Genomic DNA, 17,540 nt, shown 5'->3' on the forward strand with positions numbered 1-17,540 from the left:
TTTATAATATGTAAATAAAGGATAATATTCTTTTGAAAATAGAGAGATGTAATTTTGTTAAATTTATGAATGGGTATAGGTAAAACGATATCTCGTTTTAAGGATATCAGGATTTTTAAGGATAACTGAAAATAAGTTTGCAGCTTTAGAAATCCCTTTCCTTAAAGAGAGTTCAAAAGCTTTTTTTTGTAAATAAATATGTTTGGCGGCATCAGCATCCGGCTTTACGGAAACAGCCCATTCGTAGAGCGAATTCCAGATTAAAGACTGACGTTGATTATATTCTTTGGAGTAAGTTTTTATTTTAGTAATTCTGTTATTATCATGTACACCTCTCATCGCAACAGCCTCAGAAATATTTCCTGATTTTAAATAACAATGATAAGCAAGTTTAATAATAAAATCTGAATCCTGATGCACCCGGAGATTTACATTGAAACGTAATTGATTAGCGTCAACAGAGGACTTTCGGATGGTAAGGGCATTGAGATGAAAAAAAGTACCGAAAGTTTTAGGTGTCAGACCCAGTAATCCTTTAAAAACTTCTTTTCCTTCTGCCGGATAATTAACGGTCGTAAGCGATGTATCCTTAAATTTAGATTGGAATTCCTTTTTTCCCTGTTCAGTTAAATATTCAATGCCGATGGCGCTGAAAACACCTTCAATCTTTGGATCATTAAATAATTTCTTTTCCGCGTCAAAACGGTTGGGAAGATAATAATCATCCGCATCTAAAAATGAGATGAAACTTCCCGTTGATTTTTCAATTCCCAGATTTCTTGTAGCACCTGCTCCGTGATTGCCTTTGTCGGGATGCTGAAACAATTTTATTCGGGGATTTTCATTGGCCAGTCTTTGACAGAGCTCCAACGAATGATCAGTTGATTTATCCTCAATTAAAATAACTTCTTTTACTTCCTCAAACTGCAACGCAGATAAGACTGATTTTTCAAGAAATTCAGCGGCATTATATACAGGGATAATTACAGAAATATCAAGCATTACAGTACAGATTGGTTATTATGTGCCCAAAGAGCAAGTTGTAATAAGTTCCAGTGTTTATGATCTTTTTTCAGAAACTTTTGAGTCGCTTCAAAATCAATATAATTGAAAACTTTCTGATTACGGTCTTTAAGCAAGTCATTGGAAAGATTCATCAGATTGTCTTCTTCAAACCAGCTTTTAACACTCATTCCAAATCCCTGTTTGTGACGGTTTCTTATGGTTTCCGTCCAATAGGAACCCATGGTTTCGCGAAGGATGATCTTATCATTTTCGTTATCCAGTTTCAGTTGTTCGGGTAACTGGATACAGAATTCAGCAAAGTCGATATCCAGAAATGGTGTTCTCACTTCAAGTGAATTGGCCATAGCCATCCTGTCTGATTTTACCATCATATTTCCCGGAACATAGCCTTCCAGATCTACTCTCATGATGTCATTCAGAGAATCCGGATTCGAGATAAAGCTATAAGGCTGCTGATAATTTTCAGAAAGGCCCAATAAGTGCTGTTCTTCTTTATCAAAAGCATTTCTCACAGAATTCTGATGAAAATCTAAAATAGAAGAGTGTTTTAAATTTTTCTGAGTAATGAAAGAAGTCTGCCTGATGTTCTGATACATTTTTAATCCGAAACGGGCAATGATATTTTTGTAGCTGAAATGATTTCTCAGTTTATTTTCAACTTTGTAAAAATCATAACCACCAAATAATTCATCCCCTACATCTCCGGAAAGAACAACGGTGAGATTTTTTTTAGCATTCCTGCAGATCTCATAATGTGGGAGAAAAGAAATATCCGCAAACGGCTCATCTAAAAATGGTGATATTTTTAACAGTGACGCTGCAAGATCCTGTTTTTTCTCATGAACCTCAATATGATTAGTATTGTATTTATCGGCAATTTCTTTGGCATATTTCAGCTCACTTTCTTTATGATCGTATCCGAAGCTGATAGTGGTCTGTTTAGGCAGAAACTCATTGACCAATGCAACAATAGAAGAGGAATCTAAACCGCCACTTAAAAAACTGCCAACTTCAACATCTGCAATAAGCTGTTTTTTAACGGCATTTTTCAAAAGGTATAAAAACTCTTCTTTGGCATCAGAGAGGCTTATGTTTCTGTCTCTTGCCGGTATACTGTAATAGCGTGAAACCGTAATTTTTCCTTCTTTCCAGATGAGCTGATGGGCAGGAGGTAAAGTGAAAATATTACTGTAAATACTTTGATAGGTACTCACATATCCGTATTGTAAATAGTGGGAGAGCGCTTCAGCATTTACTTTTGGCTGAATCAGTCCTGATGAGAGAATTGCTTTAATTTCCGAAGCAAAGACAAATTCGTTATTGCTTCCGATTGCATAATAAAAAGGTTTTTCCCCGAAACGGTCTCTTGCGCAGAACAGTTGCTGCTTCTGATCGTCCCAGATCCCAAATGCGAACATTCCCGGCAGGTCATGGATGAGGTTTTCCTGTTTTCTCTGATACATGGCAAGAATAACTTCTGTATCGGAGCTCCCGTGATAAGGGTATTCGGAATATTGTTTTTTTATGTCAAGATAACCATAGATTTCACCATTGAGTACGATGCATTCATTTTTATTATTTGAAAACATGGGCTGCTTGCCACTTTCTGAAAGGTCTATAATGGAAAGCCTGCGATGGCCTAAAGCTGCATTTTCATAAAATTCATGATCAGAAGCATCCGGGCCACGATGGTTCATAGCTTCTGTCATTTTTTTTAATTCTTCGTGATAGTTTCGGGCGTTATGAGCTATGATTCCGGCTATTCCACACATTTGTTTTTATTTTTTTTGATAGTTTGAGGGAAGGTACAACGTAAATCTCCCTGTTTTTACTATTCTGTATTTTTCCGGATGACTTACGAACTGTAAAGGTACAATTTCTTTAGAATAGAAAGGGTAATCGTTACTTTCGATATAAATAAAATCATCAGGAGTTTTACCAGTTTTTTTAATGATAAATTTAATATAATCTTTTAATGTAAAATAATAATAAATAGGAGGGTTTGCATTTAAAATATACAAATACCCGCTCAGGTGGTTGCTGGAATAAATTACATTTTGCTGGTTTTCGAGATAGGGTCTAAGGTTTTCAATGTCTTTTTTTCTTGCCTTGTCTAAGTACAGATCATATCCGTTTATTTTTACTTTTTCGGTCTGTTCTGTAAATATAAAATCTTTCCAGCCGTTTTGGTAAGGAATGTGAGTGAATGAAAAGAGCATAAAAGAGAGCCCGCTTAAATATCCAAGTATCCAATATGAGGTTTTGTAAATCCTGAAAAGACAGATGAAAATGAGTAGAAAATAATAAAATTTGTACGCATTCAATCGCAGATGAAACCAGGTTTGGGAACCGAATGTCAGACCATATGGAATGATTAATAAAAGAAGAATTAAATATTTATTGTTTTTAGATTCATCTTCAGTAATCCAAAATCTGATGGAAAGTAAATGCGTGAAAACGATAAATACAAATACATAATATTCATAAAAGAAAATCAGTAACCCTATCGTAAGAATACCGGTAATTGCCAGGATAGCGTCAAGCATTTTGACCGAAGATTCTGAGAATTTTGTTTTCCACAAAAGAAAGATTGCTATGGCAGAAGGTAAGATAGCATTCAGAAAAAGATAGATCACCCATAAAACCATAAATGTTTTGGAATGCTGCTTCCTGTGAAAACCTAAATATTCTTTTAAAAATGTAAATTGATAAATAAAATTATCTAAAGTGTCTAAAAATGTAAAATAAATAAACACTCCTACCACATATCCTATGAAAAAATAAAAAAGGTTCAGCCTCCAGCTTTTTAGATTGATCAATATAAAAAAAGCAAGGATCGGAAGAATGACCACTGTGTGAGAATTGCCATTAAAAAGAACAAACGACAAGACAAAACCTGAAAATAATAGAACGAATTTTTTCTTGAGCAGGGTTGCAATAAGCATTAGTGAAACACCGACGTTTACTAAAATAGTATTACCAATATATTGCTGTATAATAAGATTATTAATCTGCCAGCTTTCAAAGCCAATAATAATCCCGATAAGGCTATATATAAAGATACTATTCTTAAATTTCAGGAATTTTAAGACCGTAAAACAAAGTAAAAAGTTACTGAGTACAAGCGTTGTAATAGAAATGATCCTAAAATGGTAAATATTAGGAGTATATAAAAATTTGAAAATTCTAAAAAAATTAGTTCTGTCAAAACTTAAATATTCTCCTTTATTTCTATAATAAGACAAATAATAAGCTTCGTCATTGAAAATAAAACCTTTATCCAGATTAGAATAGGTAAGATATGCCAATAACACAGTTCCTGCGATGAATACGAAAAATAATAATATATTGACCGGATATTGAAATAATTTCTTCATACCATATTACTTTTCACATTCAAAAATAAAGGCCGAAGCGATATTTTTACTCAACGGATGGTATTGTAGAATAACGTCCAGAAATTTAATCGGGAATGTAAGGCACATTACAATAATCAAAAGAATGTTGTGTAAGGGCCTGATTCCAAAAGAAAAAAGCATCACAAACCACTCCTGTAAAGGCCAAAGCATTCCTCCGGTAGGGCTTATAGAATGAATTTTTAAATTGTTGAAATCCTGAAATTGTACTTTGATCCCTTCATACGTATAGCGCTGGAAATCATATGATGATGCATGAAAAGCCTGCATAAAAGGAATTTCGCATAAAAGTTTTCCTCCGGGTTTTAATACACGGTGAATTTCAGCAATTACAGCCTGCGGATTGGGAACGTGCTCTAAAACGGCGATATTGATAATCTGGTCTACAGAATTATCTTTAAAGGGAAGCCTTGTAATATCACAGAGGATATCAACAGGGGCATAAGGAATCAGATCAACATTTATAATATCATCTCTGAGATCTGTATATCCGCTTCCTAAATTAATAACCACTTTATTGGTGTTTTGGGTTGCTTTTAAAACTCTTCTCAGGAAAAAATATCTTGAAGGGTACAAGGGAGCAATAATGTAGATTAATAACTCGTAAAGCCAAATATATTTTTTGAAAAATGTTTTGATCTTGTCAAGGGAATCTGAAACAATTTCCTCATCAAATTCAAGGAAAACGAATTTTTCATTCTTGTAATTGTAAATAAATTTCGGATCTAAGATGGATTGTATTTTTTCTTTCATTTAGGTTTTTATTTTTAAGTCAGGTTTAATGATGTACTAAAGTGTTTTAGGTGTTGATGGTTTTTTCAATAATGGTATAGGGTCTGTTCCGAACTTCATTATAAATCCGGTAAATATATTCTCCAATAATTCCTAAACTGACCAGTAAAATAGAGTTGAAGAAAAGTATAATAATAATGATTGTAGTATATCCGGCTACTTCAATCTCATTTTTGAAGTATCTTATTATCGTGAATAGTGTAAATAATACTGAAATTAATAAACCGGAATTTCCCAGCAGGCTTATAATTTGAAGGGGAAGAGATGAAAAAGAGAAAATTCCATCTTTTGCAATTTTGATCAGTTTTTTTAATGAATATCCGGATTCTCCTTCTATTCTGCTGCTTCTGTCGTATTCAAGTCCGGTTTGCTTAAAGCCTACCCATGCTCTTATACCTCTTAAATAAGGATTTTGTTCATTAAGAGTCAACATTTGATCCTTCACATTTTTTGTCATCACACAAAAGTCTCCGGAATCCAAAGGGATTTTTGTATCGCTTATCGAATCAAGTAGCCTGTAAAATCCGGTATAAGCGAACTTTTTTAATTGGCTTTCTTTTCTTTTTTTTCGAACTCCATATGCTACTTCGTAACCTAAATCCAGCTGGGCAAAAAAACGGGGTAATAAAGACGGCGGATCTTGCAGATCATCATCTATAATGGCGATATAATCTCCAGTAGCATAATGCAAGCCGGTTTTTACTGCGATTTGATGTCCGAAATTTCGTGAAAGCTTAATTCCCTTGATGTAAGGATAATGTTTAGTCAGCTCTTCTATCACCTCAAAACTATTGTCAGGGCTTCCGTCTTCTACCAAAATCACATCAAGATTCCAGTTGGATTCTTTTTTTTGATGATCTACGGCTTCCATGGTTTTGTGAAGAAATTTTGCCGATCGATAAACAGGAATTACAAGACTTATTTTTTTTTCCATATGTGTTTTATAAATCCCTTAAAATTATATATAAAATGACTGTATTTTTTACATTTAATTTTAATAATCGTGGATTTATGTATGTTTTTAATATGGAAAATAAATTTTGTTTAAATTATTATTTGTTTTCTTTTATTTGGTTTATTAATTTAATAATTTGAATGGTTGTTTCAGACTTTAATTTTGGAAAAATTTGTCAACCGGTTACCTATAAATTTAAAAATGAATGTGATTTTTTTTCTACAATGTTTCTAAGTTCGGTTAATTTTTTTTCTTCTGAGATAATTTTTTTATGCTTTTCTGACAGTTTTTTGTAGTTTTCTAGTTTCCCGGTCATAAGATTCTTAAGCATACTTTGTTTCAGTGATTTCTTCTCTAAATACAAGGAATTCTGCAAACCGGGGTTCATAATATTGGTTTCCACTCTGAGATCAGGATATGTATTGTAATCCACTTTTGTTAATGACTGTTTGCCATCATGAACAACTTTGCTACCCGGGACAAGCAGTGTTTTCTTTTTGTGAAAAAGAATACGGTTCACATATTCTACATCTTCCCCATAATGGAAAAAATAAGGATTAAAGCCACCTATTTCCTCAATCGTATCCTTTGGAAGAAGCCAATGTGCGGCATTGATGAAGTTTATTTCATAAAAAGGCTTTAGATTCTGAAAATAAAGGTCAGAAATTAATCTCGTTTTAAAGTTGATTGCAATATATTTATCCAGGAAGATATCTAAAAGCTTTTCTGTGCCGTCTATATGCATCGGGCTGATAATGCCGATCTCTTTTTTATTGGGATAATCGTGGTAAACCTGTAGCAGTTTTTCTAAACTATCTGCATACAACCAGGCATCCTGATTCATAAGATAAAAGAAATCTGCGCCTTCTTTATATGCTTTTTCGATGCCGATATTATTAGCCTTTCCAAAGCCTAAATTTTCTTTAGATTGAATGAAATCTACTTCCGGAAAATGAGTTTTTATATATTCCTGAGTGCCATCTGTAGAACCATTGTCGATGACAATCGTATGCACGGGAACAGAAGATTGTCTTAAGCTTGTAAAACATCTTTCTGCCCATTTCATGGCATTGTAAGTAACAATAATGATATAAATCCTAGGCATTTGTGTCAGCTTTTAAATATATTTTTGAGCTAAAATCTGTAAATATTCTTGCGGACCGGTTCCCGAAAAGAAATCATTGATTTTTTCATTGAAATCAACTCTATAAAAATCTCCTTCGTTTATTTCATTATAGATGGCTTCTTTATTAATTAAAATTTGCAAAGCGGTGATAATTTCCTTCAGGTTATAATAGTAAGGATAAGCAAAATTGATGGTTTGATTATTCATCTGCATACAATCTGAGGATAAAAACTTAGAGATATCATCAATATCAATCAAAAGCCTTCTGGCTTTATTGTGTACCGTAAATTCAAGATCATTGGTTATCTGATTTTTAAGGAAATTGAATAATGTATTAGGATTTCCTCCTTTTCCTACAATATTTCCAATTCTTAAAATAAGATAAGAGCTAAGATTGTTTTTTATATAATTTTCAATCTCTTTTTTATGGAGAACGTAGTGGCTGTCCTGCTTAGACTGATCATGAATGCTGAGAGTTGAAAAATAAATCAGCTTTTTGTCGCCATGTTCTTCTATATTTTTTTTCAAGAGCGAAAATTCTCTCTCAAACTCAGAACTTCTTGTTTCCAGGGAATTTGAAACCCCGGAAGCAAAGAATAAGTTCTGTTCGGAATCTATATTTTTTAATGAATTGGCAATCAATCCAGAGCCTATTATCATGATTTATTTTTAAATTAATTTTCAACTATATGGAAAGTTAGTTCCCAAAAATTTTATAGTATATTTTTTTTATTAATGAAGGTTTATTATAGCCTTGTTTTTTTCTTTCCGTATTTTCTTTCCAGGCAGTTGTATCTTGTTCAGAATTTTTTCTTTGTACAAAAAGTGTATTATGAGAGTCTTTGAATGCTATTGCTTCCGACTCAGGTCTCCCATTTGAATAATAATATAAAGCTAAGGATTTTCGGCTTCTTTCTTCGGGACAGTTTAACGCATCGGGATGCCCGTGATATGAATTGGATGTCGTGGAAAACATAGCTAATGTATTAAATGTTGGAGAAATCTTAGTTTCACATTTTGTCATATCCTGATTCCATAACTCAAAATGACCTCCATATTCATCTTTCCAATCTTTGTTCAAATAAATTAGAATATTAATTCTTCTGTCCAGCCCATTTATAGGATTTTTATTAAAATCAGCATGAACTTTTAAGAGCCCTCCTTTTTTTATTTCATGAAGTCCTCCTCCAGAAAAATAAGGGTCACCATATAAAACTTCTTCAATACCAGTTAGTTTATTTACAAAATTGAGAAAAGGTTCTGAGTTTAAGAAATACATCAGTTCTCTTGTTTTTGGACCAAAAGACTTTTCCCCTTTGCCGGCAAATTTTTTTTGAAGAGGATCATTGAAGTTTATCGAATCTTGTTTATATAAATCTGGGAATTCTTTTAAAACTTCTTCTAACAATTCAGAATTAAAAAAATTATCGAATGAAATACTTGGAAAAGGAGTTCCATTTTTGTATTTAGCCGAATTTTCTTCAGCAAACTTTAACAAGTCTTGATTGTGGGTGTTTAGAAATTGTTTCATCATAAATTTTTTTTATTTGTGTTTTTTATTTAATTGAAGGGAATATTTTATATAATTAAAATATTTTTTTAAAATTAAAATATTTTCACTGATATTGAGGGATTTAAAAGGGTGGAATTTTAATGTAAAAAAAATATTTTTTTTATTGACAGGATAATATTTAAAGTAATTATATAAAAAGCTTAAAAATGCCTTTGTCTCGGTTTTTGAATTTTTTTTGTTAAATTTTGAACCTAAATTTTCTCGGATAGCTATATTAGTATCAAACCAGGTTTTATCTCTATTTCCCATAGAGAAATGCTCAATTAAAATATCATCAACAACATAATTTTGTAAAGTTTTTGATACCCGTAAGCTTAGATCCAAATCATAACCATGAAATCCCTTTAGATCTTCATTAAATTTGTATATAATAAAATCTGTTTTTTTAATAGCTAAAAAAACACCATCTACACCATATACCTCATTCCTATTACCTAATGTTGTCTTTGTATGTCTGGGAACAGGTTGTTCTTTAGTGCTTTCAAGAATGTTTGTTCGTTGATATTCTATTGAAACAGTCCAACTGGATGGAGCTGTGGGAACATATGACGATCCTGATACACCTATGATACCAACCTGTCTCTCTTTAAGATGTGAAATTAGTTTTTCCCCCCACTTTTGTGTATGGAAAATAATGTCTTCATGAATGAAGAGTAAATATTCGTACTTTGCTTTGGATGCACCCAAATTATAAGCTTTTGTAATACCCATAAGTGCAGGATTCCAAACCTGTATTATTTCGTATTGACATGGTCCTATAGTCTCATCAATATTTTTGATAAGTTGGTTATAATAGTGTTCTTGATAGGATGAAACAATAATTGAAATCATTTAGATAAGCTCATCAATTAAATTAAAAATATCCGATGTAAGTTTTTCATCAGAATATTCTTCTTCCAGTCTTCTGTGGATATTTTCTCCATACTTTTCTCTTAAATCTGAATCTTTCATGAGTTTTATCACTTCATCTGCCATCGTATCCAGATCTAAATACGGGGCAAGAATGCCATATCCGTTTTCTAAAAACTCTACGGCACCACCACTTTGATCAAATGCGGCAATAGGCTTTTTAAGCTTTGCAGCAGTAAGCATTACCAATGGGAAAGGGTCTTCTCTTGATAATAAAAGGAAAATATCAAAGGTGTTGATATAGTCATTAGGGGTTTTATTGTGATCTACATAGACGATCTTATCAATGACACCCAGTTTATCAGCATCAAGTTTAGAGCATTTTACAGGTCCGGTTTTGGAAGAACCACCCAGATTAATAAATTTGAATTTAATATCAGTCTTATCGGCTATCTTTTTTACAAGAAGAGGAACCAGATCTGTTCCCTTACGCAGCTCCTGTGAGCTTGCAATACCAATTACAATTTCCGAATCTGAAATGTTTAATTCTTTTTTTATAGCTGCTTTGTCTTTTTTAAGATCAATGGTTTCGTCAACAAAAGAATGAATAACTTTTATTTTTTCAGGATTCGTATCATATTTGTTGATAAGGTTCTCTGCAACAGCATTGGAGCCGGCAATAATCATGGAAACCTTGGAAAAGTTTTCTAAAATAAAATCTTTCGGATAAGTACTTTCCAAACCATAGGTTAATTCATGAATCGCAACGATGGTAGGGATATTTTTTTTATAAAACGGTATTGACCATCTGAAAGTTTCTGCTGAATTTCCGTAGACAAGATCATAGTTATTGGCCAAAAGCCTGGTGGTTATTTTTTCAACCTGCTCGTCTTTGGTTTCAGATTTCGGGAAAAATGTAGACTGAAGCTTTTTAAAATTTCTGTTGACAAATGAAAAAGACTGATTATAATAGCTGACAACAATTACTTTATTATCAGATATTTTAGCGAAATCTTCATAGAGTTGTCCGGGCCTTAATAACAGAACATCGATGCTGAAATTCTTTCTTTCCTGTTTAAGTTTTTTTAATATGCTCAACAGCAGAATAGGAGCTCCTGAAAGAGATGCTTCGTGGGAAATTACTAATATTTTTTTTATTTCATTCATTTTTGCAGAGGTTCAAATATTAAATTTTGACTATTTTTTATAATGGTGTTGGCAGGAATGGATTTATGTACAACACATCCTGCTCCAATAATACAGTTATCACCGATTTCCACTCCTTTTAATATTACGGCATTGCTTCCGATCCAGCAATTTTTGCCAATGATGACAGGACTTGTTTTAAAATCGGTTTTATCAACAAAAAAATCAGGGTTGAACCCATATTTATGATTGTGGTCATACAATTTCACACCCTCTCCAAATATTGTATCATTCCCGATGATAATGGTATCAATACAATTAACAGAAGAATAGTTATTAAAGAAAACCCCGTTTCCTATGGTAAGCTTAGCGCCGGGCAGAACCGAAATATTACAGTAATCTCTTACAAAAAAACGTTCACCGATTGTTATCTGACCAAATTCACCCTCATTTCCCTTAAATATCTTAACATCCTGAGGAGCAAAAGTATGATGAATATTAATGTTGGGCTTTGAGGTAAAACGCCACCACATTTTCTTCTTCTCCTGAATCTCAAGATCTGTAATTAAAGCAACAATCTTTCTATTGATATAATTTTTTATTTTGTTAAACATTAGAAAAATTTATATTTTAAATGATACAATTTAACGGGTAAACGATATTTTAAGCAAAAATTTAACCAGGGCTCTTTGCCTTTGTACTGATTATATTTTTCGAATACATTTTTTAGTTCCTGCTTATCCGTTGATGTGAGATAAATCTTCTTTACGCTTTTATTGGTTTCGCTTTTATTTTCAAGATCAGGATCATATTTTAACTTCAAAAGTATTTCTTCCACGAAAACCAGTCTTGCTTTTATTTTTGAAATATTTTCCTCATGCCTTCTGTAATATGCCAAGTTTTCCGGGATAAAAGCAAAAAAATAATTCTCATTAATTTTCAGCCATTTATCATAATCTTCCAGAAGAATTTCCTTATTATAAGGCCCCGTTTCAATTAAAGCTTTAGTTTTTATTAAAGCACTTAATCCCGGGACAAAATTTCTGGTTCTTTCCAACTTTCTGAATTGATATTCATCTTTATAGAAATCAAAATTACCATAATATTCTATAACACTTTTATCTTCATTTACAATATAGGCCCCCGAAAATGCCACTGCAAATGTTTCATCTTTATTTTCTAAAGTATGTACAGTTTTTTCAAGAAATTCAGGATGTAAATAATCATCTGCTGCAATAAGTTTTATATATTTTCCTTTAGTAAGTTGAATACATTCGTTAAGCATTTCTGCCAGACCTGTATTTTTTGAATGGAAATTCTTTTCTGCAGGGTAATTATTTTCCAGTAGCCATTGCTCAAAAACTTCTACAGAATTATCCGGTGAGGCATCATCTCCCACAATAAGCTGAATGTTTTTATAGGTCTGATTTTTTATACTGTCAAGGCATTCTTTGATATAACCGGCATGATTATACGAAACGACTACCACTGTTACTAAAGGCTGCTCCATTTTTAATACTCGTTTACCGTTTTAATAATGGTTTCTATTTCATCTTCTTCCAGGACTGAAGAAATCGGCAGGCTTAAGACCTCCTGATGAATTTTTTCACTGATCGGAAAAGACAGATGATTCAGTTCTTTATAAGCCTCCTGCTGATGAGGTGGAATAGGGTAATGAATAATGGTATGAATCCCTTTTTCCGTTAAATAAGCCTGAAGCTTGTCTCTGTTTTCTGTTCGTATTACAAAAACATGCCACACATGTTCCTGTTCATCGGATGGGATTTCCGGCAGAATAATTTTAGGATTGGTAATTCCTTCGATAAATCTTTTTGCGATCTGTCTCCGGGCATCATTCTCTTCATGAATATACTTTAATTTTATATCCAGAACGGCAGCCTGTATCTCATCTAATCTGGAGTTCAGACCTTTGTATATATTGACATATTTTTGTTTTGAGCCATAGTTTCCTAAAGCACGGATGGCTTCATATAATTCATCATCATTTGTTGTTACGGCGCCCGCATCACCAAGCGCGCCAAGGTTTTTTCCGGGATAGAAACTGAATCCTGCGGCATCTCCAAGGTTTCCTGATTTTATATTATTCCATTCCGCACCAATAGCCTGGGCATTATCTTCAATAATTTTTAAATGGTATTTTTCCGCAATATTTCTCAGCTCCTCTGAAAAAACAATTCTTCCCTGTAAATGAACGATTAGGATTGCTTTTGCTTTAGGCGTTATTTTTTCTTCAATTTTTGAAATATCAATATTGTAAGTATGAATATCCGGTTCTACTAAAACGGGGATTAATCCGTTGTCGGAAAGAGCCAGAATAGAAGCAATATAAGTATTGGAGGGTACAATAACTTCATCTCCGGGTTTCATGTAGCCTAATTCTATATAAGCCCGAAAGATCAGGCGCAATGCATCAAGGCCATTGGCTACTCCGATTGCATATTTTGACCCGATATAACGGGATAAATTGGTTTCAAAATTTTTAAGCTCACTTCCTAATAAATACCATCCGCTTCTGAAAACTTCAAGAAGTTTGTTTTCTATTTCCTGTTGGTATTTCAAGTTTACCTTTTTTAGATCTAAAAAATTAATCATTTGTTTTTTAATTTAAAGCGATTTCATAAAAATCATTGCATACAGCTCTTCCGCCATACATTTCTTTCTGATTGATCAGCCCTTCATTCAAAAATTTCCCCTGGTTTTCAGTTGAAATTCCAAAACTGAAATATTCTTTGTTTTGAAACTGATTTTCGATGAGTGAAATAATCAGATAATCCAGGGCGCCGATTTCTCTTCCTCTTTCAGAATTGGCCAGGTATTGAGTGTGAACCACATTCCCGAAATCAAAAAGCAGAGAACCACTTATGAGCTGTTCTTCTTCATATACTTCAAATAATCTGATATTGTCAGGGAAATGATCCGCCAGTTTTTGAATTTCTTCCAAAGTGTGAACCGGCTTTACATTATGTTTGGCCAAAACACTGCTTAATAATTCCCAGTACTTCTCAAGATTTTTATTCTCTGTGATCTTTAGGTCGAGAGCGGAACAGTCTTTAACCTTTTTTGCAGGTGATTTTGCCAGTGGAAGTCTGTTTTTAAGAGAAATGACAGATGAAATATCTCTTCTGACAAGCTGTGCATTATTTAAAAATAAAGCGTACAAGTCTTCCTGAAACGGGAAATCTGAAAATATATAAGGAATAGCTTTGTAAGTCATCTTTTTAAAACCTGCCGAGCTATAATAATTTTTTAATTCAGAAAAGACCTCCAGAACTTCTGTGGCTTTTATTCTTTTGTGGGTAATCAGGGAACCGTAGGTTAATCCTCCATGAGAAAAAATTTCTTTTTTTATTTCTGTGGCAGGGAAAACTGCAATAATTTGATTTTTTCTGGTGAAAACCAGAGAATGGTCTGTAAACCTATCGGCATGATAATCCATATAGTTTCTTTCAAAAAAGAACAGTCCGTTTTTGCTCTCTTTAATGAAAGCATCCCATATTTTTTTTTGATCTGTAGTATATCGTGTAACTTCTATATCCATTATAATTTCAAAGACATTCTCACGTTATTTTGTTCAATCCTATCTATTCTGAAACCAAAATTTTCATAAGCCCTTATGGCTCGGATATTTTCCGGAATTACATTCAGATACAGGCTTTCCAAATGAAGCCCTTCTTTTGCATAAGATAAAATCTGCGTCAATATGGTTGTGCTTAACCCTTTTCCCCAGAATTCCTTTTCGCCTATGTATCCGAAATATTCTGCATTTTTAGTTTCTCTGTCAATTTTTTTAAGACCTGCAACCCCAATGATATTACCATTAAAGGATAATCCTTTTATATAATAATTATCCATTGAATTCAATTTCTGAAACCAGCTTTTCTGATCTTCTTTTGTGAAATCGGGAGTTCCTGTCAGTGTCTTTATTTCCGGGTCGTTCAGCCAATTCCATGACTTTTCCAAAACCGTTTCATTATAATCGATAAATTGCAAATCAGAATATTCATATGATTTAAACTCATCATAATTTCTGAAATAATCCTCTTCATCATAAAATTCAGAAGCTAAACACAGAAGGACGGCACTGTGCGAAAATTTGATATCTCTCCAGATTAATTTGGGAAGATATAAACCTTTTGACGGGTCATCAAGAATAAATGTTTCTTTATTTCCGTCTTTATCTTCAATATTAAACTGAATGATTCCGGAAACAGCAAATATAATCTGCTCCAGTTTTTTATGGGCATGACCGCCCCGCATTACATCCTGAGGAGTATAATACGTCCAATATACTCGTTTAACTTCAAAAGGGATATTTTTTAAATTCTCAGCGATGCTGATGAATCCAAGAGAAGAATCACCTATTTTATTTAAATTAAAATATTGGGGTTTGGCCATTGATGCTTATTTTATAATCAAACTCGGGTCTTATGATTCCCGGTAAAGTGTTGATGTTTTTACCCATTTTTACATTTTCGATTTCAAAACCTATTGTTTCATTGGCAACATATAGAGGAATCTTCTGATCTTCACCGAAAATTATTTTAAAATAATAGTTACCCGTATTAAGAAGATTCGCCGGAATTTCAAATTCCAAAGTATATTCCTTTCTCTGCGAACTGTTATTGGTGGCAACAAAAGCTCCGGTATGGAACACTACAACTTCTTCATAGGTTCTTAATTCAAAAGTTGTATCTAAATTAATGTTTTCTTTGAAATTATAAAACCTCAAACGTACTTTAACTCCGGATTCAATATCCAGAAACTGGCCTTTTGCGGGTTTTGCAGAAAGCTCCAATAATCTGATGTTTTCATTTCCTAAAGCCTTTTCTACAGGTCCTTCATGGAGATAGCTGCTTTGTCTTTCAGCATTTTTCTGATATTCGGTAATGGTATCGATAATATTTCCTGCATAATCCATCATCCCCTGATTTAATAAGATGCCGCTTCTGCAAAGTTCTTTTATAGCCGTCATGTTATGGCTTACAAACAGGATCGTTCTTCCTTCTCCTTTTGTAACATCTCCCATTTTACCGAGACATTTTTTCTGAAAATCGGCATCACCTACTGCTAAAACTTCATCCACAATAAGGATTTCAGATTCAAGGTGAGCGGCCACAGCAAAGGCAAGGCGTACATACATTCCTGATGAGTATCTTTTAACGGGTGTGTCAATATATCTTTCAACACCTGAGAAGTCTACGATTTCATCAAATTTGCGTTTGATCTCTTTATTGGTCATTCCCAGAATTGCCCCATTCAGAAATACGTTTTCCCGGCCTGTCATTTCCGGATGGAATCCTGTTCCTACTTCCAGCAAAGAAGCAATTCTTCCCTGGGTATATATTTTGCCTGTAGTAGGCTTGGTTACTTTACTTAATAATTTTAAAAGGGTAGATTTTCCGGCACCGTTTCTTCCGATAATTCCTACCGCATCTCCCTGTTTGATTTCGAAATCAATATCACGAAGGGACCATACATATTCGGAATCTCCTTTTGTCGTTCTGTCGTTAGCATCACCAATTTTCAGATAAGGATCTTCTTTACCCCTTACTCTGTGCCAGAATCTGTTCAGGTCATGAGAAAGGGTTCCTGTACCCACTTGTCCTAAGCGGTATTGCTTTGATATATTTTCAGCTTTTAAAGCCAGCATGTTTTTTTAATTTAAAGAATTAGACTTCTTGGTATAACTTTTAAACAGTTTTTCCGGGTTTTAATTATACCGTATCCATAAAAGTTTTCTCAACCTTGTTGAAAATAACGATTCCTACTGCTAAAATGATCAGAATAATAACAGTGCTGATTCCCAACATTAAAGGTGAGAAATCTCCAACCCCCAGCCAGGCATATTTGAAACATTCGAAAATACCGGTTAAAGGGTTGTAATAAGCCAACTTTTTAAAACCTGCAGGAAGTGAAGATGTAGGATATATTACCGGAGTAGCATACATGTACAGGCTGACTCCAAACCCAAGCAGCATATTTAAATCTTTGTATTTTGTAGTAAGAGAGGAAAAAATCATTCCTGCTCCCAAGGCGAAAAGTGCCATAAGAATAATTAAGAACGGAGTTATCAAAACCCAGATATTAGGGTGAGCTTCACCGTTGGCAAAATAATATGCCCATACCAGGAGAAATAATAAAAACTGTACCCCGAAACGCATCAGGTTGGAAATAACAATGGAAAGGGGAGTTACAAGTCTCGGGAAATATACTTTTCCAAATATTCCGGCATTCCCCGTAAAGGTATAGGAAGTTCCGGTTAGTGAAGATGCAAAATAGTTCCAAAGTGTAATACCTGCAAGGTAAAACAGTAAAGGAGGTGCTCCGTCTGTAGGCAGTTTGGCAATTCTTCCGAAAACAATCAGATAGGTGATTGTCGTAAAGATGGGATTAATAAAAAACCATACAGGGCCTAAAATTGTCTGTTTAAAACTCGATACAAAATCTCTCTTTACAAACATATAAACAAGATCTTTGTATCTCCAGACTTCTTTAAGTTTTAAATCAAATAAAGAATGGTTGGCCTCTATCGTTTCTGTCCACTTTTGTTGTGGTTCATTCATTTGTGTAATAGTTTATACAAATTTATAATAATTAATTTAACCGATATTTCCCGGATTATGAATAATTATTCAT

The 17,540-nt window shown here is 33.5% G+C and carries 17 protein-coding genes; all 17 read right to left on the reverse strand.

Annotated elements, in window-relative coordinates:
- Positions 1-63: 63 nt before the first annotated feature.
- Positions 64-1,002, reverse strand: a complete 939-nt coding sequence (locus AB8P06_RS02910; RefSeq protein ID WP_369837626.1) for a glycosyltransferase family 2 protein — start codon at positions 1,000-1,002, stop codon at positions 64-66.
- A complete protein-coding gene (gene asnB, locus AB8P06_RS02915; protein WP_369837629.1) occupies positions 1,002-2,798 on the reverse strand; it encodes an asparagine synthase (glutamine-hydrolyzing) in 1,797 nt (598 codons plus the stop codon). The genes AB8P06_RS02910 and asnB overlap by 1 nt, the downstream gene beginning before the upstream one ends.
- Positions 2,799-2,804: 6 nt before the next feature.
- Entirely contained in the window at positions 2,805-4,403 is a 1,599-nt protein-coding gene (locus AB8P06_RS02920; protein WP_369837632.1) for a glycosyltransferase family protein, read from the reverse strand.
- A 6-nt stretch (positions 4,404-4,409) separates the two neighbouring features.
- On the reverse strand, positions 4,410-5,195 hold the full coding sequence (locus AB8P06_RS02925; protein ID WP_369837635.1) for a class I SAM-dependent methyltransferase: 786 nt from the start codon (positions 5,193-5,195) through the stop codon (positions 4,410-4,412).
- A gap of 46 nt (positions 5,196-5,241) precedes the next feature.
- Positions 5,242-6,168: a glycosyltransferase family 2 protein gene (locus AB8P06_RS02930; RefSeq protein ID WP_369837638.1), complete on the reverse strand. Its 927-nt coding sequence runs from the start codon at positions 6,166-6,168 to the stop codon at positions 5,242-5,244.
- A gap of 208 nt (positions 6,169-6,376) precedes the next feature.
- A complete protein-coding gene (locus AB8P06_RS02935; RefSeq protein WP_369837641.1) occupies positions 6,377-7,294 on the reverse strand; it encodes a glycosyltransferase family 2 protein in 918 nt (305 codons plus the stop codon).
- A gap of 12 nt (positions 7,295-7,306) precedes the next feature.
- Positions 7,307-7,975 carry an NAD-dependent epimerase/dehydratase family protein gene (locus AB8P06_RS02940; RefSeq protein ID WP_369837644.1) on the reverse strand — a complete coding sequence of 223 codons (669 nt, stop codon included), beginning with the start codon at positions 7,973-7,975 and terminating at the stop codon, positions 7,307-7,309.
- Positions 7,976-8,012: 37 nt separating this feature from the next.
- Entirely contained in the window at positions 8,013-8,849 is an 837-nt protein-coding gene (locus tag AB8P06_RS02945; RefSeq protein WP_369837646.1) for a 2OG-Fe(II) oxygenase, read from the reverse strand.
- A gap of 9 nt (positions 8,850-8,858) precedes the next feature.
- Positions 8,859-9,719, reverse strand: coding sequence for a glycosyltransferase (locus AB8P06_RS02950; RefSeq protein ID WP_369837649.1), 861 nt, complete (start codon positions 9,717-9,719; stop codon positions 8,859-8,861).
- A complete protein-coding gene (locus tag AB8P06_RS02955; protein WP_369837652.1) occupies positions 9,720-10,904 on the reverse strand; it encodes a glycosyltransferase family 4 protein in 1,185 nt (394 codons plus the stop codon).
- Positions 10,901-11,497 (reverse strand): acyltransferase, encoded by a 597-nt coding sequence (locus AB8P06_RS02960; RefSeq protein WP_369837654.1) that lies wholly within the window; start codon positions 11,495-11,497, stop codon positions 10,901-10,903. Before AB8P06_RS02960 ends, AB8P06_RS02955 begins: the two co-directional genes overlap by 4 nt.
- Positions 11,497-12,393 carry a glycosyltransferase family 2 protein gene (locus tag AB8P06_RS02965; protein WP_369837657.1) on the reverse strand — a complete coding sequence of 299 codons (897 nt, stop codon included), beginning with the start codon at positions 12,391-12,393 and terminating at the stop codon, positions 11,497-11,499. Before AB8P06_RS02965 ends, AB8P06_RS02960 begins: the two co-directional genes overlap by 1 nt.
- A 2-nt stretch (positions 12,394-12,395) precedes the next feature.
- Complete coding sequence (locus AB8P06_RS02970; RefSeq protein ID WP_369837660.1) at positions 12,396-13,496, reverse strand: DegT/DnrJ/EryC1/StrS family aminotransferase; 1,101 nt, start codon at positions 13,494-13,496, stop codon at positions 12,396-12,398.
- Positions 13,497-13,503: 7 nt separating this feature from the next.
- Positions 13,504-14,442: a GNAT family N-acetyltransferase gene (locus AB8P06_RS02975; RefSeq protein ID WP_369837663.1), complete on the reverse strand. Its 939-nt coding sequence runs from the start codon at positions 14,440-14,442 to the stop codon at positions 13,504-13,506.
- Positions 14,442-15,299, reverse strand: coding sequence for a GNAT family N-acetyltransferase (locus AB8P06_RS02980; RefSeq protein ID WP_369837665.1), 858 nt, complete (start codon positions 15,297-15,299; stop codon positions 14,442-14,444). Before AB8P06_RS02980 ends, AB8P06_RS02975 begins: the two co-directional genes overlap by 1 nt.
- Positions 15,277-16,554, reverse strand: coding sequence for an ABC transporter ATP-binding protein (locus AB8P06_RS02985; RefSeq protein WP_369837666.1), 1,278 nt, complete (start codon positions 16,552-16,554; stop codon positions 15,277-15,279). Before AB8P06_RS02985 ends, AB8P06_RS02980 begins: the two co-directional genes overlap by 23 nt.
- Before the next feature lie 64 nt (positions 16,555-16,618).
- Positions 16,619-17,467: an ABC transporter permease gene (locus tag AB8P06_RS02990; RefSeq protein WP_369837668.1), complete on the reverse strand. Its 849-nt coding sequence runs from the start codon at positions 17,465-17,467 to the stop codon at positions 16,619-16,621.
- Positions 17,468-17,540 lie beyond the last annotated feature (73 nt).

Origin of the sequence: Chryseobacterium tongliaonense (assembly GCF_041224435.1) — a bacterium.
Lineage (GTDB): Bacteria > Bacteroidota > Bacteroidia > Flavobacteriales > Weeksellaceae > Chryseobacterium > Chryseobacterium tongliaoense.

Coding starts and splice junctions, on each gene's coding strand:
- AB8P06_RS02910 (WP_369837626.1), bottom strand. CDS start 1,002: ATGCTTGATATTTCTGTAATTATCCCTGTATATAATGCCGCTGAATTT.
- asnB (WP_369837629.1), bottom strand. CDS start 2,798: ATGTGTGGAATAGCCGGAATCATAGCTCATAACGCCCGAAACTATCAC.
- AB8P06_RS02920 (WP_369837632.1), bottom strand. CDS start 4,403: ATGAAGAAATTATTTCAATATCCGGTCAATATATTATTATTTTTCGTA.
- AB8P06_RS02925 (WP_369837635.1), bottom strand. CDS start 5,195: ATGAAAGAAAAAATACAATCCATCTTAGATCCGAAATTTATTTACAAT.
- AB8P06_RS02930 (WP_369837638.1), bottom strand. CDS start 6,168: ATGGAAAAAAAAATAAGTCTTGTAATTCCTGTTTATCGATCGGCAAAA.
- AB8P06_RS02935 (WP_369837641.1), bottom strand. CDS start 7,294: ATGCCTAGGATTTATATCATTATTGTTACTTACAATGCCATGAAATGG.
- AB8P06_RS02940 (WP_369837644.1), bottom strand. CDS start 7,975: ATGATAATAGGCTCTGGATTGATTGCCAATTCATTAAAAAATATAGAT.
- AB8P06_RS02945 (WP_369837646.1), bottom strand. CDS start 8,849: ATGATGAAACAATTTCTAAACACCCACAATCAAGACTTGTTAAAGTTT.
- AB8P06_RS02950 (WP_369837649.1), bottom strand. CDS start 9,719: ATGATTTCAATTATTGTTTCATCCTATCAAGAACACTATTATAACCAA.
- AB8P06_RS02955 (WP_369837652.1), bottom strand. CDS start 10,904: ATGAATGAAATAAAAAAAATATTAGTAATTTCCCACGAAGCATCTCTT.
- AB8P06_RS02960 (WP_369837654.1), bottom strand. CDS start 11,497: ATGTTTAACAAAATAAAAAATTATATCAATAGAAAGATTGTTGCTTTA.
- AB8P06_RS02965 (WP_369837657.1), bottom strand. CDS start 12,393: ATGGAGCAGCCTTTAGTAACAGTGGTAGTCGTTTCGTATAATCATGCC.
- AB8P06_RS02970 (WP_369837660.1), bottom strand. CDS start 13,496: ATGATTAATTTTTTAGATCTAAAAAAGGTAAACTTGAAATACCAACAG.
- AB8P06_RS02975 (WP_369837663.1), bottom strand. CDS start 14,442: ATGGATATAGAAGTTACACGATATACTACAGATCAAAAAAAAATATGG.
- AB8P06_RS02980 (WP_369837665.1), bottom strand. CDS start 15,299: ATGGCCAAACCCCAATATTTTAATTTAAATAAAATAGGTGATTCTTCT.
- AB8P06_RS02985 (WP_369837666.1), bottom strand. CDS start 16,554: ATGCTGGCTTTAAAAGCTGAAAATATATCAAAGCAATACCGCTTAGGA.
- AB8P06_RS02990 (WP_369837668.1), bottom strand. CDS start 17,467: ATGAATGAACCACAACAAAAGTGGACAGAAACGATAGAGGCCAACCAT.